This window comes from Mumia sp. zg.B21, assembly GCF_019550855.1.
Lineage (GTDB): Bacteria > Actinomycetota > Actinomycetes > Propionibacteriales > Nocardioidaceae > Mumia.
The window spans coordinates 950,153-972,971 of sequence record NZ_JAHWCJ010000002.1; the positions used below are offsets into that span (position 1 = coordinate 950,153).

Consider the following 22,819-nt stretch of genomic DNA (forward strand, 5'->3'; position numbering starts at 1 on the left):
AACGTCTCATCGTTCTGTCTCGCCGCTTGCGGGCTGCGGTGTATACCCGGTATACATCTCTCTACCTGGATGAATACTCGGTATAGGGGGCCAGGATGTCGATACGCCAAGCCATGCTCGCGCTGCTCTCGGAGCAGCCGATGTACGGCGCGCAGCTGCGGTCGGAGTTCGAGCGCCGCACCGCGGGCACGTGGCCGCTCAACGTCGGGCAGGTCTACACGACGTTGGGCCGGCTCCAGCGCGACGGCCTCGTCGAGGCTGACGGCGAGGGCGACGACGAAGGTCGGATCACGTACGGGCTCACCGACGCTGGGCGGACCTCCGTGGGGGAGTGGTTCGCCTCGTCGGTGTCGCCGGACTCCGCGCCGCGCGACGAGCTCACGATCAAAGTCGCGCTCGGCGTGACCCTCTCCGACGTCGACGTCGGAGAGGTCGTCCAGACCCAACGCGCCGACTCTCTGCGCCACCTCCAGGCCCTGACGCGCGACAAGCGCGACGCGGTCGCCACGGACGACCTCGCCCGGGAGCTCGTCGTCGAGCGCTCCATCTTCGCGACAGAGGCGCAGGTCCGCTGGCTCGACCACATGGAGTCCCGGATCCGCCGCGCCCGCCGCCGTACGACCGCCCCGCCTGCCGTAGAGGAGACACACCGATGACCGCCGCTGCCCACCACCCGGAGACCCTGCTCGAGCTGCGCGACGTGCACCGCACCCACGGTGACGGCGCTGCGGCGGTCCATGCGCTGCGGGGTGTCGACCTGACGCTGCGTGCCGGGGAGCTCGTCGCCGTGATGGGCCCCTCCGGCTCCGGCAAGTCGACGCTGCTCAACCTCGCCGGCGGTCTGGACGCGCCGACCTCGGGGGAGGTCGTCGTCGAGGGGACGCCGCTGCGCTCGTACGGACGCAGCGAGCTGGCCCGCGTACGGCGCCGGCGCCTCGGGTTCGTCTTCCAGGATCTCAACCTCATCCCGACCCTGTCGGCTGCGGAGAACGTCGCGCTGCCGCTCGAGCTCGACGGCGTCCGGGCGAAGGACGCCCGTACCGAGGCGCTGCGGTCGCTGGACGAGGTCGGCCTGGCATCGAGCGCCGAGCGGTTTCCCGACGAGATGTCCGGAGGTCAGCAGCAGCGAGTCGCGATCGCGCGCGCCCTCGTCGGACCGCGTCGCGTGCTCCTCGCGGACGAGCCGACCGGTGCCCTCGACTCGGAGACGGGAGAGGAGGTGCTCGCGGTGCTGCGTGCCCGCGTCGACGCCGGTGCGGGCGGGCTCCTGGTCACTCACGAACCACGCCATGCCGCGTGGGCCGACCGCGTCGTGTTCCTCCGCGACGGTCTGGTCGTCGACGACAGCTCCGTGCGCGGCAGCCTGTCCGGTCTTGGCGAGGTGGCACCCGCATGAGCGCCGCACTCGCCCGTTGGCGGCTCGCGCTGCGCATGGCCCGACGCGACGTCCGGCGCTCCAAGGGTCGCAGCGCTCTCGTCGCCGTGATGGTGGGGACGCCGGTCATGCTCGCGGTGATGCTCTCGACGCTCTACGCCACCGACGACGTCACACCGCTTGAGGACATGACCGCTCAGCTCGGCTCGTCCGATGCGCGGTTGTCGTGGCACGGCTACCCGATCGAGCAGTCGCCGGACGGCCAGGAAGGTGGCGGCTCGAGCGCTGAGGACCGCGCCCCTGAGCCCGACCCGGGCCCGGGCGGCGTCCGCGCGCTCCTGCCGGGAGCCGAGATCCTCGAGGTGCGGTCGACGTACGTCACCTTCGTCGGGCGAGCCGGCACCGGCCGGCTCCGCGAGGTCGACACCACGCCTCCGATGGCCGACGGCCTCGTCGACCTCACCGAGGGGCGTACGCCGGAGCGCGTCGGCGAGATCGTGCTCACGCCGCACGTGCGCGACCGCCTGGACGCCGCCCTCGGCGAGACGGTCGACGTCGCCGGTCGGGACGTGACCGTGGTCGGCGTGGGGACGTTCGGGTCGGTCGACCCGAATCCCTTTGCGTCCGGCGCTGTCGGGTTCCCGGGCACGTTTGACCTCGGCGAGAGCGACGGCGCGGAGCGCGAGTACCTCGTCGACCGTGACGCGCCCGTCACCTGGGAGGACGTGAAGCGCCTCAACAGCGAGGGCTTCTGGGTCATCTCGCGGCACGTTCTCGAGAACCCGCCGCCCGCGTCGGCCCGGTACGACCTCGACGCGTGGGACGGGGGGCGGGACACATCCGCGGAAGCCGTCCTCGTGATCATCGTGACCGCGGTGCTCCTCCAGGTCGTGCTGCTCGCGGGTCCGGCGTTCGCTGTCGGAGCGCGACGCCAGCGCCGCGACCTCGCACTCCTGGCCGCTGCGGGCGGGACGCCTGCCGACGTCCGCCGTACGGTGCTCGCTCAGGCGGCGGTCCTGGGCGCGGGCTCGTCCGTCGTCGGTGCCGCGCTCGGGCTCGCGTTGTCTCCGCTCGTGATCGCGGTCCTGCCGCGATGGTTCGATGAGGGGTTCGGGCCGTACGACGTGATGTGGCCGGCGGTCGTCGTGACCGTCGTCCTCGGTGTCGTGGCCTCGCTGCTGGCGGCGCTGGTCCCTGCGCGGCAGGTCGCGAACCAGGACGTCACCGCCGCCCTTGTCGGGCGCCGCGCCGCGCCGAGCCGGCGCAACGGGTGGCCGCTCGTCGGTCTCGTGCTGGTGGCCGTCGGGCTGGGTGTCTGCTTCACCGCAGGGATCCAGCCTGGTGGCGAGACGGCGGTCGCCGCCAGCACGGTCGCGATCGTCCTCGGCACAGTGTTCCTCACGCCGTTGGTCATTGGGCTGGTGGGCAGGGTCGGTGGACGCATGCCGCTGACGCTTCGCCTGGCGGTGCGCGACACTGCCCGGCAGCGCTCCCGCAGCACGCCTGCCATCGCGGCCGTGATGGCGACCGTCGCCGGTCTCACCGCGCTCGCGATCGCGAACGCGAGCGACTTCGAGCACGACCGCCGGTCTTACGAGTTCACCTATCCGCTCGGGACGACCATGCTCAGCGAAGAAAGCGGGCCGGTCGATACGGCGGCGCAGGCGGCCGGCGAGGCTGCCCGCGTCACCTTCACCCCGATCGGGACGGCCGGGCAACGAGGGAGCGACGCGGCCGGCGAGGGATGGATCGACGTCGCGGTGGAGACCGAGGACTGGGGTCGGTGGGACACCCGTGAGGTCGCCGTCGCGACACCCGAGGAGCTTGCCGGGTGGGGGATCGAGCTGACACCCGAACAGGGCGAGACCCTTCGCACCGGGGGCGCGCTGGTCGCCGGACCCTCCCTGCTCGATGGTGACGGGCGGGTCACGCTGGGGACGTACGAGGAAACGTCCGACGGGGCCTCGGAGGACCCGCGCACGGTCGCGCTCGACGGTTCGGCCGCCGACCTCGGCATGGGGGCGGTACCGCAAGGGCGCGAACCCGTCGTCGCGCTCGCCGTGATCGCCCCGCAGACCGCGCAGGCCCAGGCCATCCCGTACGAGCGGAGCAGGGCGCTCGCCGACTCGACCCTCACGGCCCAGCAGCTCCGCGACGTCCGCGCGGCCCTGCGTGAGCTGCCCGGGGAGCAGAGCACATGGACCGAGCAGGGGTTCGACGGGACGTTCACCGTCCAGCTGCTGCTCCTGGTCGGCGCCGGTGGGATCGCGGTCCTGATCGGCACGCTCAGCGCGACCGGCCTGGCGCTCGCCGATGCCCGTCCGGACTTCGCCACGCTCGCGGCGGTCGGTGCCGGGCCTCGGACTCGTCGGGGAGTCGCTGCCGCCCAGGCAGTGGTGCTCGGCGCTCTCGGGGCACTGCTCGGCGTCCTTGTGGGCTTCGCGCCCGGGCTCGCGGCGGCCTGGCCGTTGACCTCCGGGCGGTGGGGAGCGCTTGAGGGAACCGGCAGCGGGCCGGTCATCGACGTTCCTTGGGGGATCCTCGCGACCCTCGTCTTTGTGGTCCCGCTGATCGCCGCGGTGGCGTCCGCGATCGTCACCCGTGGCCGGGTTCCGCTCACCCGCAGGCTCGCTCAATGAGGTCGGCACTCACGTCGCTGTCACTTGGTGTTACAGAACCGTTATCGCGGAACGGACAGCATCTGAGTACCTGCCGCGTTTACAGTGTTCATAAGGTACGGCACAAGGTGTAGGGGGCACTGATGTCGCACATCGATCTTGCAGAACGACAGAGAAGGGCCGCACGGCTGCGCATCGCGCAGCTGGTCGCACTCCGGCGGGCAGCCGCCGATGGCGCGGAGCGGGTCACCAGGGAGGTCAAGTCCTCGTCCTGACCGCGTAGCCTGCGGGAGTGCCCACCACAGATCTCGGGACCTCTCCGCTCATCGGCTTCGACCTCGACATGACGCTGATCGACTCGCGTCCGGGGATCAAGGCGGTCTATGACGAGCTCTCCGCCCGCACCGGGGTGGCGATCGACTCCGATCTCGTCGTGTCGCGGCTCGGTCCGCCCGTGGAGGTCGAGCTCGGCCACTGGTTCGCGGCGTCCGACGTCCCCGCGATGGCCGATCTCTATCGCGCGCTCTACCCGGACCTGGCGATCGAGCGAGTGAGGCCGCTCCCGGGTGCAGCCGTGGCGTTCGAGGCGGTGCGTGCTCGTGGGGGACGGCTCGCCGTGATCACGGCGAAGAACACCGCCGACGCAGCCCGACACCTCGATCACCTCGGGCTCCGTGCCGACGAGGTCCGAGGCAGGGCGTGGCGGTCGGGGAAGGCCGACGCGCTGAGCGAGCTGGGGGCCGTGGCCTACGTCGGCGACCACGTGCACGACATGGAGGCGGCGCAGCTCGCCGGCGTCCCCGGTCTCGCCGTGTCGACAGGCCCGTGCACCCCTGCTGAGCTGGCGGCTGCAGGGGCGTCGCGTGTCGTCGGCTCGCTCGAGGAGCTGCCCGCGGTCCTGGACGCCGTGTGGCCGCCGCGCGCCGTGGCCTAGGCTGGGAATCTGTCCCTGTGGTGTCGCCGCCCGTGACGAAGGTGAGGTCAAGCCGTGCCTGTTGGCAAGGTCAAGTGGTACGACTCCGACAAGGGGTTCGGGTTCGTGAGCCGCGAGGACGGTGACGACGTCTTCCTACGCGCCGACGCGCTGCCGGCCGGTGTGACCACCCTGAAGCCGGGCACCCGGGTCGAGTTCGGGATCGCTGCCGGGCGCCGAGGGGACCAGGCGTTGCAGGTCCGGGTGCTGGACCCGACGCCGTCGGTCGCCAAGCAGCAGGCGAAGGCTCGCCGCAAGCCTCCGGAGGACATGGTCGTCATCGTCGAGGACACCATCCGCCTGCTCGACCAGCTCGAAGGCACGTTCCGCGCCGGCCGGTTCCCTGAGGGGCGGACGTCCAAGCAGACGGCCGCGCTCCTGCGGGCGCTGGCCGACGAGCTGTCCTCCTGAGGGAGCTGCCCCCGGCCTGGTGAAGACTTGCCTCGTACGGAAGAATGAGGCTATGCCTCCCATCAGTCGTGCCGCGGGCTCCCGCGCGTCCTCAGGGCGCGCGCCCAAGCTGGACGCCGTCGCTGCCGCCGCGGTCGACGTCGCCCGCGACGCCCTCGTCGACGAGGTGGGGGAGCGACAGGTGGGCGAGCACCTCGGCGTGCGTGCCGAGGGTGATCGGGTCGTGACCCACCTGTTCGAGACGGCTCAGGCCGGATACCGCGGCTGGCACTGGTCGGTGACCGTCGCCCGGGCACCGCGCCAGAAGAAGGTCACGGTCGACGAGATCGTGCTGCTGCCGGGCGACGACGCGATCCTCGCGCCCGACTGGACCCCCTACAAGGACCGTGTGCGGTCCGGCGACATGACCCCCGGTGACGTCCTGCCTCCGGAGGAGGACGACTCCCGTCTGGCGCCGGCATGGTTCGTGGGGGACGACGCGGTCGATGCCGAGATCGATCCGACGTCGGTCCGGCCGATCGCCGCCGAGGTCGGCCTCGGCCGTACGGAAGTGCTGTCGATCCAGGGCCGCGACGATGCCGCCCAGCGCTGGTACGACGGTGACCACGGACCCGACACACCGATGTCTCGTCAGGCGCCGGGGCGATGCCGCACCTGCGGCTTCATGGTGTGGCTCTCGCCGCCGCTCGGCACCATGTTCGGGGTCTGCGCCAACGCGATGGCGAACGACGACGGCGGCGTGGTCTCCTTCGACCACGGTTGCGGAGCGCACTCGGCGGCTCGGGTGAAGCAGGCGACCGTGCCGGTCGCCCCCACCGTGCACGACACCCTCACGGACGACATGTCCGACGTCGAGTCGGTCTGACCCCCACCTGACACGTCGAGCGGGATCAGGCACTGTCCCGCTGACCTCCGTCCTCGCTGTCTGAGGTGACCTTTCGGGCGATGTGGCAACGTTTGAGGTCACTTAGTTGCGTGACGAAAGCATCCGAATTAAGGTTGCCTTTCACAACCAACTAACGTTGAGGTGGAACGCGGATGCTCACGGTCGAGACGGCGGAACGGATGGTCGGCGTGCTCGGCACGCTCAACCGGGCGCTGCGCTCGTCCAGCCATCGGTGGGAGCTTGCTGTCGGCATGCGGGGCAGCGACCTGACCCTGCTCCGACGGCTCAAACGGCACGGTGAGCAGCGCGTGAGTGATCTCGCCGACGCCCAGTGCGTGACAGCCTCGGTCATCAGCCGGCAGATCACGACCCTCGAGCAGGACGGGCTCGTCGAGCGACGCGCCGATCCCACCGACGCCCGCGTGGGCCTGATCCGTCTGTCCGATCTCGGTCGCGCCCGGCTCGAGCAGGTCACGCGCCGCTCCGTCGGCGTCGTCCAGTCGGCGCTGGCCGACTGGGACGACACCGAGACCGAGCGCGTGGCAGACCTCATCAGCCAGCTCGCTGAGCGTCTGGTCCACGAGCGTGAACGGGTCCTCGACCGCCACCTCACCTCAGACACCGATGCAGCGACCGCCGTCGCCGCATCCCCCGACCGTACGACCGACAGGAACCTCACCTCGTGACCACAGCTCCACCCCAGAGCCACGACGAGCTCGACCACCGCGCGATCATGGAGGTGATGGTCGGCATCCTCGCCGCGCTCTTCACCGCCATGCTGAGCACGACGATCGTCGCCAACGCACTGCCCACGATCATCGGAGACCTCGACGGGACCCAGGCGCAGTACACCTGGGTCGTGACGTCGTCGTTGCTCGCGATGACGGTGTCGACACCGATCTGGGCCAAGCTCTCGGACCTGCTCAACAAGAAGCTGCTGATCCAGATCTCCCTCGTCACCTTCGTGGTGGGATCGGTGCTGGCCGGGTTCGCCCACGACGTGCCGACGCTCCTCGCCGCGCGAGCCCTCCAAGGGCTGGCGATGGGTGGCCTGACAGCACTCGCGCAGGCGATCATCGGCTCGATCATCCCGCCGCGGGAGCGCGGTCGCTACAGCGGCTACATGGGCGCCGTGATGACGCTCGCGACCATCAGCGGACCGCTCGTCGGCGGCGTGATCGTCGACTCCCCGCTCGGCTGGCGCTGGACCTTCTTCGTCTGCGTGCCCTTCGCGGTGCTCAGCCTTTTCGTGCTGCAGCGCTACCTGCGTCTCCCGACGCTCGTGAAGGACGTCAAGGTCGACTACGCCGGCGCGGTGCTCATCGCCGTCGCGGCCAGCCTCCCGCTGCTGTGGGTCACCTTCGCGGGCAACTCGTACGCCTGGGTCTCCTGGACCAGCGCGCTCTTCATCGGCGGCACGATCGTCGCCACCGTCGCGTTCGTGGTGGTCGAGTCGATCGTCCCCGAGCCGCTGGTCCCGCTGAAGGTCTTCCGCGACCGGACCACGGCTCTCGCGATCGTCGCGAGCATCGCCGTGGGCATCGCGATGTTCGGCAGCTCGGTGTTCCTGGGCCAGTACCTGCAGGTCGCCCGCGGCTACACGCCGACGGAGGCCGGCCTGATCACCATCCCGATGATGATCGGCTCGTTGATCGGCACGGTGGGCTCAGGCAACCTGATCGTCCGCTACGGGCGGTGGAAGGGCTTCCTCGTGGGGGGCGCCACCCTGCTGATCGCCGGGCTCGGACTGCTCGGCACCATCGATCACGCAACGGCGCTCTGGCACCTGTGGACCTTCATGGCGCTGATGGGTCTCGGCATGGGCATGCTCATGCAGAACCTGGTGCTCGCCGTCCAGAACACCGTCGACATCACCGAGGTAGGCATGACCTCCGGCGCCGTCGCGTTCTTCCGCTCGCTCGGCGGCACCGTCGGCGTCTCCGTCCTCGGTGCGATCCTCGCCTCCAGCGTCACGGACAAGATCAGCGTCGGCCTGGCGGGGCTGGGCATCCCCGCCTCTCAGTCCGGCGGCAGCGGCACGCTCAACCTCGACGGCATGCCCGGGCCCGTCGCCGACGTGGTCAGGATGTCGTACGGGGACGCGACGGGCGAGGTCTTCCTGGTAGCCGCGGGCGTCGCGCTGGTCGCGCTCCTGGCGGTCATCTTCATCAAGGAGGTCCCCTTGCGGACCACCGTGCGCAAGCACGACGTCGAGGCCGAGGACGTCGTCTCGGAGACCGTCGGCACACGCTGACACCCGCGTGAGCGCGAGGAGGGCCGCCCCCACCGGGGGCGGCCCTCCTCGTCGTACGGGGTCAGCGCCTCGACTCGGCCTCGTCGGCCAGATCGTCGGCCTCGAGCGCGAGCTTGCGTCGGCGGCAGTACTCGACGCCGAGAAGCCCCAGCCCGAACCCGGCGAGACAGGTCCACAGCCACCACACGTCACCGTTGCGCTGCAGCGTGCCGAGGAAGGGAAGGAGCGCCAGCCCTGCAGCGAGCCACAGGATGGATCCGACCGTCATTGTGCGGATGCCGTCGACGTCGAGCGGCTTGGGGTCGGGGACCACGCGGTGGACCGTGCTGCCGATCTCCAGCTCGGTGACCTCTGGGCGGTCCAGACCGTGGGCCCGACGACGAGGCGGTGGTGGGTCTGCCTGCGGCTCGTGGCGTGGCCCGGGCGGCTCGGGACGTGCCTGCGGCGGCGGCTCGGCGCGCACCGGCTCAGGTGCCGGTGCAGCCGTGACCGGGGCCACAGCCTGTCCGGCGCGGCGAGTGCTTGCGGGTCGGTCCTTCGGCACGGCACGATCAGCCTTGCGGCTCCCGGCGCGACGGGTCTCGGCTCGGCCGCGACCACGCTTGGGGGCCGCGTCCGAGTTGAGCTTCCGCCTGCCTTCCGCCACGCCCATACAGTACCCCGCGGCGGATTCCGTCCTCATTCGTCCTGTCAGGAGCGTCATGTCCACCCAGACCGAGACCGGGTCTCTCGACCGGTTCTTCAAGATCTCAGAACGAGGTTCGAGCGTCACCCGCGAGATCCGCGGCGGTGTCGTCACGTTCTTCACGATGGCCTACATCATCGTGCTGAACCCGATCATCATCGCCGGTGTGCAGGACGTGGACGGTAACTACCTGGGCGGCGGGTCGCAGGCGGAGGCCTTCGCGCTCGTAGCGGCCGGTACCGCGCTGGTCGCGGGCGTCATGAGCATCCTGATGGGCGCCGTCGCCAACTTCCCGCTCGCCATGGCGGCCGGACTCGGTCTCAACGCCTTCGTCGCGTACTCGATCGCCAACCGGATGACGTGGGCCGACGCCATGGGGCTCGTGGTGCTCGAGGGCCTCATCATCCTCGTGCTGGTCCTCACCGGTTTCCGCAAGGCGGTCTTCGACGCCGTCCCGCTGCCGATCAAGACCGCGATCTCGGTGGGCATCGGCCTGTTCATCGCCCTGGTCGGGCTCGTCAACGCCGGAGTCGTACGGACGACGGGCAACGCCTCCCCGCCGATCGGCCTCGGCATCGGGGGCACGCTCTCCGGATGGCCGGTCCTCGTCTTCTGCGTCGGGTTGCTGATCATGCTGGCCCTGTACGCCCGCGGTGTGCACGGCGCGATCCTGCTGGGCATCCTGGCGACCACCGTCATCGCTGTCGTCGTCGAGGCGATCACCGACTCCGGCGCCTCGGGGGGCGACCCGCAGTCGAAGGGCTGGAACCTCAACGTCCCGACCGTCCCCGACGCCTTCGTGGACGTGCCCGACTTCTCCCTGCTGGGCGAGTTCTCCCTCCTGGGGTCGTTCGAGCAGGTCGGGTTCGTGACGACCATCCTGCTCGTCTTCACGCTCCTCCTCGCCGACTTCTTCGACACGATGGGCACGATGACCGCGATCGGCGCCGAGGCCGGACTCAACGACGAGGACGGCACGCCGGAAGGTGCTCAGCGGATCCTCATCGTCGACTCTCTCGGCGCTGTCGCCGGCGGCGCGGCCAGCGTGTCGAGCAACACCGCATACGTCGAGTCGGCCTCCGGCGTCGGAGACGGTGCGCGCACGGGGCTGGCAGGCATCGTCACCGGCCTTCTGTTCCTGCTGGCGACGGTCCTCTCGCCGATCGTCGTGCACATCCCCAACGAGGCCGCCGTCCCGGCGCTCGTGCTCGTCGGCTTCCTGATGATGCAGCAGGTCGTCGACATCCCGTGGGACGACATCGAGCTCGCGATCCCCGCGTTCCTCACCATCGCCCTCATGCCGTTCACCTACTCGATCAGCGCCGGCATCGGTGCCGGCTTCGTGACGTTCGTGCTCATCAAGGCGGTGCGCGGCAAGGCTCGTGAGGTCCACGTGCTGATGTGGATCGTGGCGGCGTTGTTCGTGATCTACTTCGCGATCGACCCGATCACGCGTTGGATCAGTTGATCTCGACCATCCCGGGCGGTGGCCGTGGCGCGCACGCCGCCCGGGGTGACGCACGACATCCTTAACGGCTTTAATTAACAATGACAACGACCTATCGTGGTCGTATGCCCACTGATGCCCAGAAGCTCGCGACGTCGGTGGCTCGTCTCAACCGTCGGCTCCGGCAGGAGCGCCACTCCGACCTGACGCCCAACCAGATGAGCGTGCTCGGGGTGCTGCGCAACCACGGGCCGTTGACACCAGGAGCCATCGCCGCGCTCGAGCGCGTCCAGCCGCCCTCGGTCACCCGTACGCTCAACTGCCTGTTCGACAAGGGCCTGGTCGCCCGAGCCTCCAACCCGTCCGACCGCCGCCAGGTCGTCGTCACGATCAGCGACGAGGGCGCCGCCGTCGTGGACACCGAGCGTGCCCGCCGCGACTCCTGGCTCGCGTCCCGTCTCGCCGCCCTGCCCACCGAGGAGCGCGCGCTGCTCCGTGACGCCACCGCGCTTCTCGAGAAGCTGGTGGTGAGTGAGTGAGCCCCACCTTCCGCTCGCTGTCCGTCCGTAACTACCGGGTCTACGCCACCGGAGGGCTCGTCTCCAACATCGGGACGTGGATGCAGCGCGTCGCCCAGGACTGGCTCGTGCTCGCGCTCACCGGGAGCGGTACGGCCCTGGGCATCACGACCGGTCTTCAGCTGCTCCCCGCACTCCTCTTCTCCCCGGTCGCGGGAGTCGTCGCCGACCGCTTCCCCAAGCGTCGCGTCCTCATGGTCACGCAGATCGCGATGGCCGTGCCCGCAGCCGTCCTGGGTGTGCTTGCCATCACCGGCGTCGCCGAGGCATGGCACGTCTACGTCCTCGCGTTCCTCTTCGGCGTCGGGACGGCCTTCGACGCACCCGCGCGTCAGTCGTTCGTCGTGGAGATGGTCGGCAGGGACGACCTCGCCAACGCCGTCGGTCTCAACAGCGCCTCGTTCAACTCGGGGCGGATGATCGGCCCGGCGGTGGCCGGCGTGATGATCGCCGCGCTCGGCTCGGGCGTCGTGGCCACCGGATGGGTCATCCTCCTGAACGCCGTGAGCTATGCCGCGGTCTTCCTCTCCCTGGCGGCCCTGCGCGTCCACGACCTGCGGCCAGCCACACCCTCACCGCGCGGGAGGGGAGCGGTCCGCGCAGGAGTCGGCTACGTACGCTCCCGCCCTGACCTCGTCCTCATCCTGACGACGGTCTTCTTCGTCGGCACGTTCGGGATGAACTTCCAGATGACGTCGGCGCTGATGGCGACCGAGGTGTTCGACAAGGGCGCCACCGAGTATGGGATCCTCGGGTCGATCATGGCGATCGGCTCCCTCGCCGGGGCGCTCGTCGCTGCCCGCCGGGAGCTGCCGACCCGGCGCCTGGTCGTCGGTGCGGCCCTCTCCTTCGTGGTGGTCGAGATCGCGGCCGGCCTGATGCCGACCTATCTCGCCTTCGCCGTCATCCTCCCGCTGCTCGGGTTGAGCGCCCTGACGATGGTGACGGCCGCCAACGCCTACATCCAGCTCACCGTGACGCCCCAGATGCGTGGGCGGGTGGCGGCTCTCTACCTGATGGTGTTCATGGGCGGCACTCCGTTCGGAGCACCCGTGATCGGATGGATCGGTGACACCTTCGGGGCCCGTTGGACGCTGATCCTCGGCGGCCTCGTCGCCGCGGTCGGGATCCTGTCCGCCACGGCGTTCTACCTCCTGCGGGCGGGCATGCACCTGCAGGTCGACCTTCGACAGCGTCCGCGGATCAGGGTGGTCCCGCGCGACCCCCGCGCTGCGGCCGCCGCGGACCGGAGAGCCGACGCTGCTGGGGCGCTGGACCAGACCGACCGGCTCGACGCGGGGGAGTCCGCCCCCGAGCCGTCCGAGTCGTCCCGGCCGGTCGAGCGGCCGCTCGAGCAGCGTTCCCGCGCGCGGTCCGACGCATGACCATGGCGCACGAAACCCTGGTGCCGCTCGGTGCGCGTGGCACCCTGGAGGGCATGGTGTCGACAGACGTCGAGAACCGGCTCCCGTGGGATCTCTATCTCACGGTGATCCGTACCGAGGTGGACCGCATGCTCGAGGCCGCTGCCGACCTCGACGCGGCGGTCCCCAACTGTCCCGGCTGGACGGTGCGTGACCTGCTCGAGCACGTGGCCCTCGTCTTCCGGCACAAGGTCGAGTCGATCCGCAGTGCGAGCGAGCCCCCGTGGCCTGTCGACGACAGAGACACCTCCGACGTCCGCCGCCTGCTGGCCGAGGAGTCGGCGACCCTGCTCGCCGAGCTCCAGCAGCGAGGGCCTCGTCAGGTCCGCTACACCTGGAACCCTTCCGACCAGTCCAACGGCTTCTGGTTCCGCCGGATGGCGCTCGAGGGCACGGTGCACCGGGTCGACGCCGAGCAGGCGGCCGGGGCGCAGGTCACGCCCATCGAGGACGAGGTGGCGCTCGACGGCATCGACGAGTTCCTCACCATCATCGTCGGAGGCCCGTGGTGGGACGGTGGGGACGAGACCCCCTACCCGGTCGACGCCGTCGTACGGATCCGTTCCGGCGGGAGGGCATGGACGCTCGACCTGTCGGCGAGGCAGGTCGTCGTGGTCCAGGGGGACGAGGGGGAGGCCGACCTCACGATCGAGGGGAGCCCGCACGACCTCTACCTCTGGCTGTGGGGTCGAGGCACCGCGTCCGCGCTCGCCCTCGACGGCCGCAAGGAGCTGCTCGACGAGCTGGCAGGCCGTTTTGCGGAGTCGGGCGACTAGTTCTCCACCGGTGCAGGCGGCGCGCCTGTACGCCGGACGGGACGAGGGGCTAATCTCGTCCGTCGGGGGCAGCGCCGACAACGAGCAGGAGTGACCCGGAGTCCATGAATCCGCGACACCGCAGGGCCCTCATCCCCGGCCTTCTCGTGATCCTGCTCGTCATCGTGGTCGTCACGGCGCTCGCGCGAGAGGCACGCGCCGCGGAGGGCGATCCCGTGGTCGACCGGCTCAGCACGGTCACCGATGCACGCATCCCGGAGTCGAGCGCGTTGGTCTTCAGCAAGCGCGACCCCGCCCTCGCCTACACGATCAACGACTCGGGCCACGAGCCGACGGTCTTCGCAATCGAGGTCTCGACCGGCGAGGTGGTCGGCGCCACCCGCCTGGTCGGACACCGGCTCGTGGACCCGGAGGCGCTCACCATCGACCGTGACGGCACGTTGTGGGTGGCCGACATCGGTGACAACGACGCTGTCCGCTCGACCGTGTCGCTCTACGCGCTGGACGAGCCGGTCATCGGCACCAAGCAGACCAAGCCGACCCGCTACCGCGTCCGCTACGCCGACGGCAACACCGACGCCGAGGCGCTGCTCTCCGACCCCACCGGCGACGGCATGTACATCGTGTCCAAGGGCCTCCTCGGGGGCCAGGTCTACCGCCTTCCCAGCACCCTGCGCACGACCGGTGTCAACGAGGCCGAGCCGGTCGCCGAGGCCGAGATCCCAGCCATGGTCACCGACGGCGACTACCTTCCCGACGGTGCCCGGGTCATCCTGAGGACCTACACGGGCGTGCACGTCCTCGACGCCCGGACGTGGAAGCAGACGTGGTCGGCAGCCATCCCCGAGACCCGTCAGAGCGAGTCGCTGGCCGCAGCGCCCGACGGCACGTCCGTCATCGTCGGCAGCGAAGGCCTGCCGTCGCCGATCACGCGGATCACCCTCCCCGAGGACCAGCGCGCGGCGATGCTCGCGCCGGCGAGCGGGGTCTTCGACCTCGACTAGTCGTCGAGGTTCTCGACCACGTAGTCGATGCTCTGGGTGAGCAGCGAGATGTCGTCGGGCTCGATCGCAGGAAACGTCGCGATCCGGAGCTGGTTGCGCCCGAGGCCGCGATAGCCCTCGACGTCGACGATGTCGTTGTCGCGCAGCGCCGCGCAGACCGCAGCGGCGTCCACGCCCTCGAGGTCGATCGTGACGACCGTCGCGGACTGCTTGCCGGGATCGGAGACGAACGGCGTCGCGTACGACGACTGCTCGGCCCACCCGTACAGCCGCGACGAGGAGTCCTCGCAACGAGCCACCGACCAGGGAAGCCCTCCGTTGGCGAGGATCCAGCTCAGCTGGTGGTCGGTCCAGAACAGCGATGCGAGCGGCGGGGTGTTGTAGGTCTGGTCCTTGCGCGAGCTCTCCACCGCCTTGGAGAGGTCGAGGAAGGCGGGGATCCAACGGCCGGAGCCAGCGATCTCCTCGACCCTCGCGAGGGCTGCGGGTGACATCAGTGCGAACCACAGCCCGGCGTCGGAGGCGAGCGCCTTCTGCGGGGCGAAGAAGTAGACGTCGCTCTGGGTGACGTCGAGCGGCAGCGCTCCGGCCGCCGAGGTCCCGTCGATCACCACCAGCGCGTCGCTGTCGGCGCCCTCGACACGCCGTACGGGCGCGGTGACACCGGTCGACGTCTCGTTGTGCGCCCACGCATAGACGTCCACGCCGCTCTCGGCGGACGGGACGGGGTGCGAGCCGGGCTCGCTCTCGATCACCGTCGGGGAGCCGAGGAAAGGCGCGCGGGTCGTCGCGGTCGCGAACTTCGCACCGAACTCGCCGAACGACAGGTGCTGGCTGCGCTCACGCACGAGGCCGAACGTCGCGGCGTCGAAGAACGCCGTAGAGCCGCCGATGCCGAGCACGACCTCGTAGTCGTCGGGCAGCGAGAAAAGCGCCCGCATCTGGGCGCGGACAGACCCGACCAGCTCGCGGACCGGCGCCTGCCGGTGCGACGTCCCGATCACCGGGGAGGAGGCGAGTGCCTGCATGGCCTCGTGAGGAACCTTGGAGGGACCGGAGCCGAATCGGCCGTCGGAGGGGCGGAGCTTCTTCGGGATCTGCACGTGCTCATTCTCCCGGGTGCACGTGACAGATGTCAGGGCAAGGTCGTGACGTTCGGCGTACGGGTACGTGGCCGTCCCGGACGACGATCGACGACATGACCAAGACCCAAGATCCCGACAGCACCCCTGCGGTGCTCCTGGACGACGTCGTCAAGACGTTCCGCGCCCCTGGCGGGGACGTCGCCGCCGTGGACCACCTCTCCCTCGTCGTACGCCCAGGCGAGGTGGTGGCGTTCCTCGGCCCCAACGGAGCCGGCAAGACGACCACCGTCGACATGATGCTCGGCCTGTCCGACCCGGACGCGGGCACCGTGCGGGTGCACGGGGCGACCCCGAGGGCCGCTGTCGCGCGAGGCGCCGTGTCCGCGGTGATGCAGACCGGTGGTCTGCTGAAGGACTTCACCGTCGGTGAGACCGTCGAGCTCGTCGCGAGCCTTCACCCGGGCTCCCGACCGGTCGGCGAGGTCGTCGAGCGCGCCGGGATAGCCGACGTCACCGGTCGCCTGGTCGGGCGGTGCTCGGGAGGGCAGCAGCAGCGGCTCCGCTTCGCGCTGGCGCTCCTGCCCGACCCCGACCTGCTCGTCCTCGACGAGCCGACGGCCGGGATGGACGTCGAAGGGCGCCGGGACTTCTGGGACGCGATCCGCGCCGACGCGGTCCGGGGGCGGACGACCATCTTCGCGACCCACTACCTCGAGGAGGCCGACGCGTACGCCGATCGGATCGTGCTGGTGCGGCGCGGGCGGATCGTCGCCGACGGCACTCCGTCCGAGATCAAGGCACTCGCCTCGGGCCGTCTGGTCCGGGCGACGCTGCCCGCTGTCGACCCCGCGGTGCTGGCGCAGATCCCCGGCGTCGAGTCCATCGACGTCCGCGGCGACGCCGTGTCGGTCCGCGCGGCGGACAGCGACGCGGTCGCCCGCTATCTGCTCACCAGCACAGCGGCACGGGACGTGGAGATCACCTCCCACAACCTCGAGGACGCGTTCCTCGCCCTCACCTCCGACCAGGGTCAGACCTCGACCCCGGCGACCGAAGGAGCCTTCGCATGACCGCCACCTCGCTCGAACGACGTGTCCCTCCCCTGGGTGGGTTCTCTGTCACCTTCGTCCGCCTCGAGCTGCGGAGGCTGCTGCGCAACAAGCGGACCGTGACCTTCACCCTCGTCCTGCCGGCCGTGTTCTTCCTCCTCTTCGGCACCAGCAGCAGCTACCGGGAGGAGACGGCGGGGGCGGGCAACGTGACCGCGTACGTGATGGTGAGCCTCGCGCTGTACGGCGCGATGGTCGCGACGACCAGCACCGGAGCGGTGGTCGCGACCGAGCGTGCCCTCGGTTGGAGCCGACAGCTGCGGGTGACGCCGCTCAACCCGCTGGCGTACGTCGCGGTCAAGGTCTGCGTGGCCATGGTCCTCGGCGGTGTGTCTGTCGTGGTGGTCAACGTCGTCGGGCGGCTGGCGGGGGCGACGCTGCCGTGGGACCGCACGCTCGCCTGCGCGGCGCTGGCCTGGTTGTGCTCGCTGGTGTTCGCCGCGTTCGGGCTGTTCGTGGGCTACCTCCTGCCGACCGAGAACGTGATGCAGATCGTGGGTCCCGTGCTGGCGCTCCTCGCGTTCGCCGGTGGCCTGTTCGTCCCCGCCGACCAGCTCGGCGACCTGTTCGCAACCGTTGCGAGAGTCACTCCGGTCTACGGGGCGGCAGAGATCGTCCGGGCGCCGCTCGGTGACAGCGGCTCTCTCTGGCCTGCGGCGCTCAACGTGGTGGCCTGGACGTCGGTGTTCGTCGGCGGCGCGGTGTGGCGATTCCGGAAGGACACGGCCCGGGTGTGAATACGCTGGGCGGTGTGACGCGACCACAGGCCCTGCAAGGTGACCCGGTCCAGGGGCCGCCGAGGTGGCGGCACGCCGCCGCCGGGGTGTGGCTGGTCTACCTCTGGTCCCCGGTCGCCGCCCTCCTGAGGGCCGACGGCTGGGAGCGCCTCCTCGGCCTGGCGGCCGTGGCGGCGTTCGTCGCCGCCTACCTCGGCGTCGTCGGACGCAACCGACGGTTCGTCGACCTCGAGACGCGTGGGCCCCGCTGGGAGCTCTGGCCCTGGCTCGCGACGCTTCTCCTGTGCACGGCGTTGATGGTGCCCGGTGCGGGTGACCGCGCCTTGACCGCGCTCGTGTTCGTGGCGGCCGCGGCGATGAGCACCCTGTCGCCGCGCTGGGCGTGGGGATGGGTCGCCGTCCTGCTCGCGATCGTCGAGGTCTCGGCGCGTGTCGTGCCGGGCTGGTCCGACCGAGGCAACGGCTTTGCGCTGATCCTCGCGTCGGTGGCGGTCTTCTTCCTCCGTGCGGCGGTCGGTCGGCAGCGGGCCCTCCTGGCCACCGAGCGTGAGCTCAGCGATGCGCGGCTGCAAGAAGAGCGCTCACGGATCGCGCGCGATCTTCACGACATCCTCGGCCATTCGCTCACCGTCATCGCCGTGAAGGCAGAGCTCGCGGAACGGATGCTCGACCTGGATCCGGAACGCGCACGCGCCGAGCTGGCCGACGTCCGCAGCCTCACGCGTGACGCTCTCTCCGACGTGCGTTCGACGGTCCGAGATGTCCGGGGTGCCTCGCTTCCTGCCGAGATCGCTGCCGCACGGTCGGCGCTGGTGTCGGCAGGGATCGAAGCCGATCTGCCCACGGTGGCCGACGACGTGCCGACGGCCTGGCGCGGGCTGTTCGCCTGGACCGTCCGAGAAGGCGTCACCAACGTGATCCGCCACAGCGCTGCGACGCGGTGCGTCGTACGCCTCGGAGCCGAGGGTGTCTCGGTCGCCGACGACGGACGCGGGCTGGTCGAGGGCCGCACGGACGGGATGGGCCTGCACGGCCTGCGGCAGCGGGCGAAAGACGCCGGCGCCACTCTCGTCGTCGGGCCTGGCCTCCACGGTGCCGGGACCTCGGTCGCGATCGTGGTCCCTGCTGCGGCGCCGGAGCAGGAGGCGGTCTCGTGACCGAGCCCATCAGGGTCCTGCTCGCCGACGACCAGGCACTCGTCCGCGGGGCGCTCGCCGCACTGCTCGACCTCGAGCCGGACCTCACGGTCGTGGCCGAGGTCGCCGACGGTACGCAGGTTGTGGCGGCGGCGATGCAGCACCAGGTCGACGTCGCGCTGCTCGACGTGGAGATGCCGGGCATGGACGGAGTCGCGGCGGCCGCGGCGCTGCGCCAGGCCGTGCCAGGGTGCCGCGTCCTCATGGTGACCACGTTCGGGCGCCCGGGATATCTGCGCCGGGCCCTCGCCGCCGGCGCGTCGGGGTTCGTCGTGAAGGACACGCCCGCTCGGCAGCTCGCGGACGCGGTGCGCCGCGTGCACGGCGGTCTGCGGGTCGTCGACCCGGCGCTCGCGGCCGACTCGTTGGCGTCCGGGGAGTCGCCGCTCACCGAGCGGGAGGCGGACGTTCTCCGGGAGGCACGTGACGGTGGCACCGTGGCTGACATCGCTCGCGTGCTCGCCCTCTCCGAGGGGACCGTCCGCAATCATCTGTCGAGCGCGATCGGCAAGACGTCGGCGCGGACGCGTGCCGAGGCGGTGCGGATCGCGGTGGAGAACGGATGGCTGCTCGGCGAGCAGGGATGAGTTCGGTGGTGGCGCACGGTCAACCCCCTCAAAGCACCGATCGAGGAGCCGCTATGACCGAGCCTCACACCCACCGACTGACCGTGCCCGGCGCCGAGATCGCCTACGACGTCCGTCCGCAGCCCTCCGCCTCCGTTCCGCCGCTGCTCGTCATCGGGTCCCCGATGGCCGCGTCGGGGTTCGGTACGCTCGCGGGCCACTTCTCCGACCGGACGGTCGTCACCTACGACCCCCGTGGCGCCGAGCGCAGCGTCCGGACCGACGGAGCGAGCGAGTCGACCCCCACGGAGCACGCCGACGACCTCATCCGACTCATCGAGGCGACGGGCGGGGGACCGGTCGACGTGTTCGCCACCAGCGGCGGGGCGGTCAACGCCCTCGCGCTCGTGGCCGAGCATCCCGACCTCATCCGGACCCTGGTGGCGCACGAGCCGCCCTTGGCCCAGCTGCTGCCGGATCGGGACCAGGCGCTCGCGGCAACCACCGGCATCCGACGGACCTACCTGGAGGACGGTCTCGGACCCGCGATGGTGCGCTTCATCATGCTCGTCTCGCACCAGGGGCCGGTCCCTGACGGGTTCGTCGGGATGCCCGCGCCGGAGCCGTCCGCGTTCGGGCTGCCGGTGGAGGACGATGGATCGCGCGACGACGTCCTGCTCGCCCAGAACCTCGTGTCCTGCACGCACTTCGCTCCCGACGTCGATGCGCTGCGCGAGGTCCTGTCGCGCATCGTCCTGGTCGCCGGGGCGGAGTCGGCCGAGCAGCTGGCGTCGCGCGCGACGTACGCCCTGGCCGACCTGCTCGGCACCTCGGTCACCGTGTTCCCGGGTGACCACGCGGGCTTCCTCGGCGGTGAGTACGGGATGACCGGCCAGCCCGACGACTTCGCCAAGGCGCTGCGGGAGGTGCTCGACGGTCAGGCCTGACCTGCCTCCCGCTGCTCGTCGAGAGCTGCGGTGTAGCGCGCCATGCACTCCTCGAACGACGGGATCGGGCTGCCGCCCTCGGCCTGTGCACGGTCGATGAGCAGCTCGAGCGTGTCGAGCAGGCCCTTGATGTGGGGGTCGAACGGGGTGGCGGCGTTCTCGAAGGCCCCCACGCTCCAGAGCCTCGTCATCGCCGGGAACCTGGACGGGTCGAAGGTCTCCTCCCAGAAGTCGCTCGTGGACGCCCAGTAGGCGGCGTAGTCGGTGCCTTGGCTGCGCCGGTCGGCGTCCTCGGCCGCAGCAGCGCGGGCCGACCCGACGACCGTGTCGTGCACGATGCCGATCGTGTCGATCACCTGGCTGGCTGCGAGCCCGGTGTCGATGAGGATCTGGTAGCCCGCCTCGTCGAACGCGAAGACGTGTGGTGCCAGGGGGAGACGCCACCGGTTGACGTCGAGCAGCCACGGGTGCCGGCGCAGGAGCTGCCAGTAGCCGCGCGCATAGCGCTCGAGCGCCGGACGCCACGGCAGGCCCGGCTCGGGCAGGTCGACGTCGGCGTAGGCCCGGTCGACCATCGCGTCGAGGAGCTCGTCGCGACCGGGCACGTGCGAGTACAGCGTCATCGCCCCGACACCGAGGGACCGGGCGACCGACCGCATCGAGACCGCGTCCAGGCCCTGGGCGTCCGCGATCGCGACAGCGGCGTCCACGACCTGGGGGCGGCTCACCCTCGCCGGTCGGCCCCGGGTCGACGCGACCGGCGACTCCCACAGGGCGGCGTAGCGGTGCCGTGGGGGATCTGCGTCGGTCATCGGAGTCTCCTGGAAAAGGCCTTGCCGGACTTTATCGTACAGCGTACCGTTGCTCGCATGACAGATTCAGTACGCCGTACGACAAGTATGGTCTCTGCACGAGGTCTCACGAAGACCTTCACACGGAAGAAGGAGGTCGTCGAGGCCGTCAAGGACGTCGACCTCGACGTCGCGGACGGCGAGCTGGTCGCCTTCCTCGGTCCCAACGGCGCAGGCAAGTCGACCACCCTGCGGATGCTCACGTCGCTGCTCCGACCGACAGCCGGCACTGCGACCGTCGCCGGCTATGACGTGGTGCGTGACCCCGCCGAGGTACGAGCCCGCATCGGCTACATCGGTCAGGGCAACGCCGGCGGCTACTCGTACCGGGTGGGTGACGAGCTCCAGAACCAGGGGCGCTTCTATTCGGTGCCGGCCGACGTGGCCCGGCGGCGGGCCGGCGAGCTGCTCGAGGCGCTCGAGCTCTCGGGGATGGAGAAGCGCACGGTGCTGTCGCTCTCTGGGGGCCAGCGCCGACGGCTCGACGTCGCCATGGGGCTGATGAACCATCCGGGCCTGCTGTTCCTCGACGAGCCCACCACCGGGCTCGACCCGCACGCGCGGGCCAACCTGTGGGAGCACATCATGCGCCTGCGGGTCGAGAACACCATGACGATGCTCCTGACCACCCACTACCTCGACGAGGCCGACTCGATGGCCGAGCGCATCGTCCTCATCGACCACGGCACGGTGATCGCCGACGCGACCCCGACCTCGCTCAAGCGCGACTTCGCCGACGACGTCGTGACGCTCGGGCTCGTCCCAGGCGCCGACACCACTGCCGTCGTCGTGGAGAAGGCCCGCTCCGTGCTCCCCGACGAGATCAGCCGCGTCGAGGACTACCACGAGGACGACGGGTCCGTCCGGCTCGTCCTGTCGACCAACCACGGGCCGGATCTCGTGCCGACCGTCCTGCGCTCGCTCGAGGCGGTGGGCGTGACCGTGGGGTCGGCGGACGTCAAGCAGGCGTCGCTCGACGACGTCTTCCTCAACCTGACCGGCCGGAGCCTGCGCGAGGAGGCAGCATGACCACCACGATCCAGACCCACGTCCAGGTCGCGAGCCCGTTGCCGGAGCGGTCGCGCTCGGCGAAGTGGCTCCACGACACCGCCGCGGTCTTCGTCCGAGAGATCCTCGTGACGCTGCGCGATCCGTTCACGCTGATCTTCTCGCTGCTGCAGCCGCTGGTCTTCCTCGGCCTCTTCGGTCCGCTGCTCGACGGGATGCTGGGGGACGCGGCGATCGACGGCGAGTCGGCGCTGCAGTGGTTCCTGCCCGGGGTGCTCGTGATGATCGCGGTCTTCGGGACCGGCATGGTCGGCGGCAACCTGCTCTACGAGCTGATGACCGGAGCGTACGAGCGGATCCTCGCGACACCGCTCGACCGCTCGTCGATCCTGGTCGGGCGCGCCCTCAAGGAGTTCGCGCCGCTGGTCGTGCAGGCGCTGCTGATCACGGTGGTGGCGATCCCGTTCGGGCTGGCGTTCTATCCGGCGCACGTGTTGCTCGGGCTGCTCATCCTGGGCATCTTCGGAATCGGGCTGGGCTCCCTGTCGTACGCGCTGGGGCTGGCCTCGAAGAATCGGGAGTGGGTGTTCTGGGGCGTTCAGCAGTCGCTGATCTTTCCGCTGCTGCTCCTGGCGGGCATGATGCTGCCGCTGGAGGCGGGGCCGGAGTGGATGCGGGTCGTCTCGAAGTTCAACCCGTTGACCTACATCGTCGACGCCGAGCGCGCGCTCTTCGCCGGCACGATGTGGGACTCGACCGTCGCGTGGGGCCTGCTCGCCGCGCTCGCGACGTGCGCGGTCGGCCTGTGGGTCGGCATCTGGAAGGTCAAGCGGACGATCTGACCCGCCCGCCCCGCGAGGGTGCGGTGCGTCACACCAACGCCCGGCGG

23 protein-coding genes are annotated in these 22,819 nt (G+C 70.6%); 20 read left to right on the forward strand and 3 right to left on the reverse strand.

All coding sequences use genetic code 11. From position 1 onward, the window contains the following. The first annotated feature begins 95 nt into the window (after nucleotides 1–95). The 8 genes from KV100_RS13430 to KV100_RS13465 all read left to right on the forward strand — a co-directional run bounded on the left by KV100_RS13430 (nucleotide 96) and on the right by KV100_RS13465 (nucleotide 8,517). The gene (locus KV100_RS13430; RefSeq protein ID WP_220343532.1) at nucleotides 96–656 is read left to right on the forward strand and encodes a PadR family transcriptional regulator; all 561 of its coding nucleotides are present in this window, start codon (nucleotides 96–98) and stop codon (nucleotides 654–656) included. After that, on the forward strand, nucleotides 653–1,396 hold the full coding sequence (locus KV100_RS13435; RefSeq protein WP_220343533.1) for an ABC transporter ATP-binding protein: 744 nt from the start codon (nucleotides 653–655) through the stop codon (nucleotides 1,394–1,396). Before KV100_RS13430 ends, KV100_RS13435 begins: the two co-directional genes overlap by 4 nt. Continuing rightward, entirely contained in the window at nucleotides 1,393–4,014 is a 2,622-nt protein-coding gene (locus tag KV100_RS13440) for an FtsX-like permease family protein (protein ID WP_220343534.1), read from the forward strand. Before KV100_RS13435 ends, KV100_RS13440 begins: the two co-directional genes overlap by 4 nt. Nucleotides 4,015–4,285: 271 nt before the next feature. Continuing rightward, a complete protein-coding gene (locus tag KV100_RS13445; protein ID WP_308291437.1) occupies nucleotides 4,286–4,927 on the forward strand; it encodes an HAD family hydrolase in 642 nt (213 codons plus the stop codon). A gap of 54 nt (nucleotides 4,928–4,981) precedes the next feature. Further along, nucleotides 4,982–5,377, forward strand: coding sequence for a cold shock domain-containing protein (locus KV100_RS13450; RefSeq protein ID WP_220343535.1), 396 nt, complete (start codon nucleotides 4,982–4,984; stop codon nucleotides 5,375–5,377). A gap of 52 nt (nucleotides 5,378–5,429) precedes the next feature. Next, nucleotides 5,430–6,242, forward strand: a complete 813-nt coding sequence (locus KV100_RS13455; RefSeq protein ID WP_220343536.1) for a DUF3027 domain-containing protein — start codon at nucleotides 5,430–5,432, stop codon at nucleotides 6,240–6,242. 173 nt (nucleotides 6,243–6,415) lie between these two features. After that, nucleotides 6,416–6,949: a MarR family winged helix-turn-helix transcriptional regulator gene (locus KV100_RS13460; protein WP_220343537.1), complete on the forward strand. Its 534-nt coding sequence runs from the start codon at nucleotides 6,416–6,418 to the stop codon at nucleotides 6,947–6,949. Further along, the gene (locus KV100_RS13465; protein ID WP_308291438.1) at nucleotides 6,946–8,517 is read left to right on the forward strand and encodes an MFS transporter; all 1,572 of its coding nucleotides are present in this window, start codon (nucleotides 6,946–6,948) and stop codon (nucleotides 8,515–8,517) included. The genes KV100_RS13460 and KV100_RS13465 overlap by 4 nt, the downstream gene beginning before the upstream one ends. Nucleotides 8,518–8,578: 61 nt before the next feature. Here KV100_RS13465 and KV100_RS20200 read toward each other — a convergent pair whose 3' ends face one another. Continuing rightward, the gene (locus tag KV100_RS20200; protein WP_308291439.1) at nucleotides 8,579–9,163 is read right to left on the reverse strand and encodes a DUF2530 domain-containing protein; all 585 of its coding nucleotides are present in this window, start codon (nucleotides 9,161–9,163) and stop codon (nucleotides 8,579–8,581) included. Nucleotides 9,164–9,218: 55 nt separating this feature from the next. Here KV100_RS20200 and KV100_RS13475 point away from each other — a divergent pair, with 55 nt between their 5' ends. From KV100_RS13475 to KV100_RS13495, 5 genes are all read left to right on the forward strand, one after another. Next, entirely contained in the window at nucleotides 9,219–10,670 is a 1,452-nt protein-coding gene (locus tag KV100_RS13475) for an NCS2 family permease (protein WP_220343538.1), read from the forward strand. Between the two features lie 104 nt (nucleotides 10,671–10,774). Beyond that, nucleotides 10,775–11,188 carry a MarR family winged helix-turn-helix transcriptional regulator gene (locus tag KV100_RS13480; protein ID WP_255566140.1) on the forward strand — a complete coding sequence of 138 codons (414 nt, stop codon included), beginning with the start codon at nucleotides 10,775–10,777 and terminating at the stop codon, nucleotides 11,186–11,188. After that, nucleotides 11,185–12,612, forward strand: coding sequence for an MFS transporter (locus tag KV100_RS13485; protein WP_220343540.1), 1,428 nt, complete (start codon nucleotides 11,185–11,187; stop codon nucleotides 12,610–12,612). The genes KV100_RS13480 and KV100_RS13485 overlap by 4 nt, the downstream gene beginning before the upstream one ends. A 2-nt stretch (nucleotides 12,613–12,614) precedes the next feature. Then, nucleotides 12,615–13,427: a maleylpyruvate isomerase family mycothiol-dependent enzyme gene (locus tag KV100_RS13490; RefSeq protein WP_220343541.1), complete on the forward strand. Its 813-nt coding sequence runs from the start codon at nucleotides 12,615–12,617 to the stop codon at nucleotides 13,425–13,427. A 104-nt stretch (nucleotides 13,428–13,531) separates the two neighbouring features. Then, nucleotides 13,532–14,431: an esterase-like activity of phytase family protein gene (locus KV100_RS13495; protein ID WP_220343542.1), complete on the forward strand. Its 900-nt coding sequence runs from the start codon at nucleotides 13,532–13,534 to the stop codon at nucleotides 14,429–14,431. Here the strand turns inward: KV100_RS13495 and serC are convergent. Further along, nucleotides 14,428–15,534, reverse strand: coding sequence for a phosphoserine transaminase (gene serC / locus KV100_RS13500; protein ID WP_220343543.1), 1,107 nt, complete (start codon nucleotides 15,532–15,534; stop codon nucleotides 14,428–14,430). The genes KV100_RS13495 and serC overlap by 4 nt on opposite strands. A 95-nt stretch (nucleotides 15,535–15,629) precedes the next feature. On the opposite strand from serC, the gene KV100_RS13505 reads away from it, so the two are divergent. Genes KV100_RS13505 through KV100_RS13525 form a run of 5 tightly spaced genes read left to right on the forward strand, consistent with a single transcriptional unit; the run spans nucleotide 15,630 to nucleotide 20,071 of the window. Then, nucleotides 15,630–16,586: an ABC transporter ATP-binding protein gene (locus tag KV100_RS13505; RefSeq protein ID WP_220343544.1), complete on the forward strand. Its 957-nt coding sequence runs from the start codon at nucleotides 15,630–15,632 to the stop codon at nucleotides 16,584–16,586. Further along, nucleotides 16,583–17,362 carry an ABC transporter permease gene (locus KV100_RS13510; RefSeq protein ID WP_220343545.1) on the forward strand — a complete coding sequence of 260 codons (780 nt, stop codon included), beginning with the start codon at nucleotides 16,583–16,585 and terminating at the stop codon, nucleotides 17,360–17,362. The genes KV100_RS13505 and KV100_RS13510 overlap by 4 nt, the downstream gene beginning before the upstream one ends. Before the next feature lie 14 nt (nucleotides 17,363–17,376). Further along, the gene (locus tag KV100_RS13515) at nucleotides 17,377–18,519 is read left to right on the forward strand and encodes a sensor histidine kinase (protein ID WP_220343546.1); all 1,143 of its coding nucleotides are present in this window, start codon (nucleotides 17,377–17,379) and stop codon (nucleotides 18,517–18,519) included. Then, on the forward strand, nucleotides 18,516–19,145 hold the full coding sequence (locus tag KV100_RS13520) for a response regulator transcription factor (RefSeq protein WP_220343547.1): 630 nt from the start codon (nucleotides 18,516–18,518) through the stop codon (nucleotides 19,143–19,145). Before KV100_RS13515 ends, KV100_RS13520 begins: the two co-directional genes overlap by 4 nt. A 53-nt stretch (nucleotides 19,146–19,198) precedes the next feature. Then, nucleotides 19,199–20,071 carry an alpha/beta fold hydrolase gene (locus KV100_RS13525; protein ID WP_220343548.1) on the forward strand — a complete coding sequence of 291 codons (873 nt, stop codon included), beginning with the start codon at nucleotides 19,199–19,201 and terminating at the stop codon, nucleotides 20,069–20,071. On the opposite strand, the gene KV100_RS13530 is transcribed toward KV100_RS13525, so the two are convergent. After that, on the reverse strand, nucleotides 20,062–20,883 hold the full coding sequence (locus KV100_RS13530; RefSeq protein WP_220343549.1) for a TetR/AcrR family transcriptional regulator: 822 nt from the start codon (nucleotides 20,881–20,883) through the stop codon (nucleotides 20,062–20,064). The two genes, KV100_RS13525 and KV100_RS13530, sit on opposite strands and share 10 nt — an antisense overlap. 57 nt (nucleotides 20,884–20,940) lie before the next feature. Between KV100_RS13530 and KV100_RS13535 the strand changes: the two genes are divergently transcribed. Together KV100_RS13535 and KV100_RS13540 are read left to right on the forward strand one after the other, a co-directional pair. Next, a complete protein-coding gene (locus KV100_RS13535) occupies nucleotides 20,941–21,951 on the forward strand; it encodes an ABC transporter ATP-binding protein (RefSeq protein ID WP_255566141.1) in 1,011 nt (336 codons plus the stop codon). Continuing rightward, entirely contained in the window at nucleotides 21,948–22,772 is an 825-nt protein-coding gene (locus KV100_RS13540) for an ABC transporter permease (RefSeq protein WP_220343550.1), read from the forward strand. The genes KV100_RS13535 and KV100_RS13540 overlap by 4 nt, the downstream gene beginning before the upstream one ends. Nucleotides 22,773–22,819: the final 47 nt, after the last annotated feature.

Coding starts and splice junctions, on each gene's coding strand:
- KV100_RS13430 (WP_220343532.1), top strand. CDS start 96: ATGTCGATACGCCAAGCCATGCTCGCGCTGCTCTCGGAGCAGCCGATG.
- KV100_RS13435 (WP_220343533.1), top strand. CDS start 653: ATGACCGCCGCTGCCCACCACCCGGAGACCCTGCTCGAGCTGCGCGAC.
- KV100_RS13440 (WP_220343534.1), top strand. CDS start 1,393: ATGAGCGCCGCACTCGCCCGTTGGCGGCTCGCGCTGCGCATGGCCCGA.
- KV100_RS13455 (WP_220343536.1), top strand. CDS start 5,430: ATGCCTCCCATCAGTCGTGCCGCGGGCTCCCGCGCGTCCTCAGGGCGC.
- KV100_RS13460 (WP_220343537.1), top strand. CDS start 6,416: ATGCTCACGGTCGAGACGGCGGAACGGATGGTCGGCGTGCTCGGCACG.
- KV100_RS13475 (WP_220343538.1), top strand. CDS start 9,219: ATGTCCACCCAGACCGAGACCGGGTCTCTCGACCGGTTCTTCAAGATC.
- KV100_RS13480 (WP_255566140.1), top strand. CDS start 10,775: ATGCCCACTGATGCCCAGAAGCTCGCGACGTCGGTGGCTCGTCTCAAC.
- KV100_RS13490 (WP_220343541.1), top strand. CDS start 12,615: ATGGCGCACGAAACCCTGGTGCCGCTCGGTGCGCGTGGCACCCTGGAG.
- KV100_RS13495 (WP_220343542.1), top strand. CDS start 13,532: ATGAATCCGCGACACCGCAGGGCCCTCATCCCCGGCCTTCTCGTGATC.
- KV100_RS13505 (WP_220343544.1), top strand. CDS start 15,630: ATGACCAAGACCCAAGATCCCGACAGCACCCCTGCGGTGCTCCTGGAC.
- KV100_RS13510 (WP_220343545.1), top strand. CDS start 16,583: ATGACCGCCACCTCGCTCGAACGACGTGTCCCTCCCCTGGGTGGGTTC.
- KV100_RS13525 (WP_220343548.1), top strand. CDS start 19,199: ATGACCGAGCCTCACACCCACCGACTGACCGTGCCCGGCGCCGAGATC.
- KV100_RS13530 (WP_220343549.1), bottom strand. CDS start 20,883: ATGACCGACGCAGATCCCCCACGGCACCGCTACGCCGCCCTGTGGGAG.
- KV100_RS13535 (WP_255566141.1), top strand. CDS start 20,941: ATGACAGATTCAGTACGCCGTACGACAAGTATGGTCTCTGCACGAGGT.
- KV100_RS13540 (WP_220343550.1), top strand. CDS start 21,948: ATGACCACCACGATCCAGACCCACGTCCAGGTCGCGAGCCCGTTGCCG.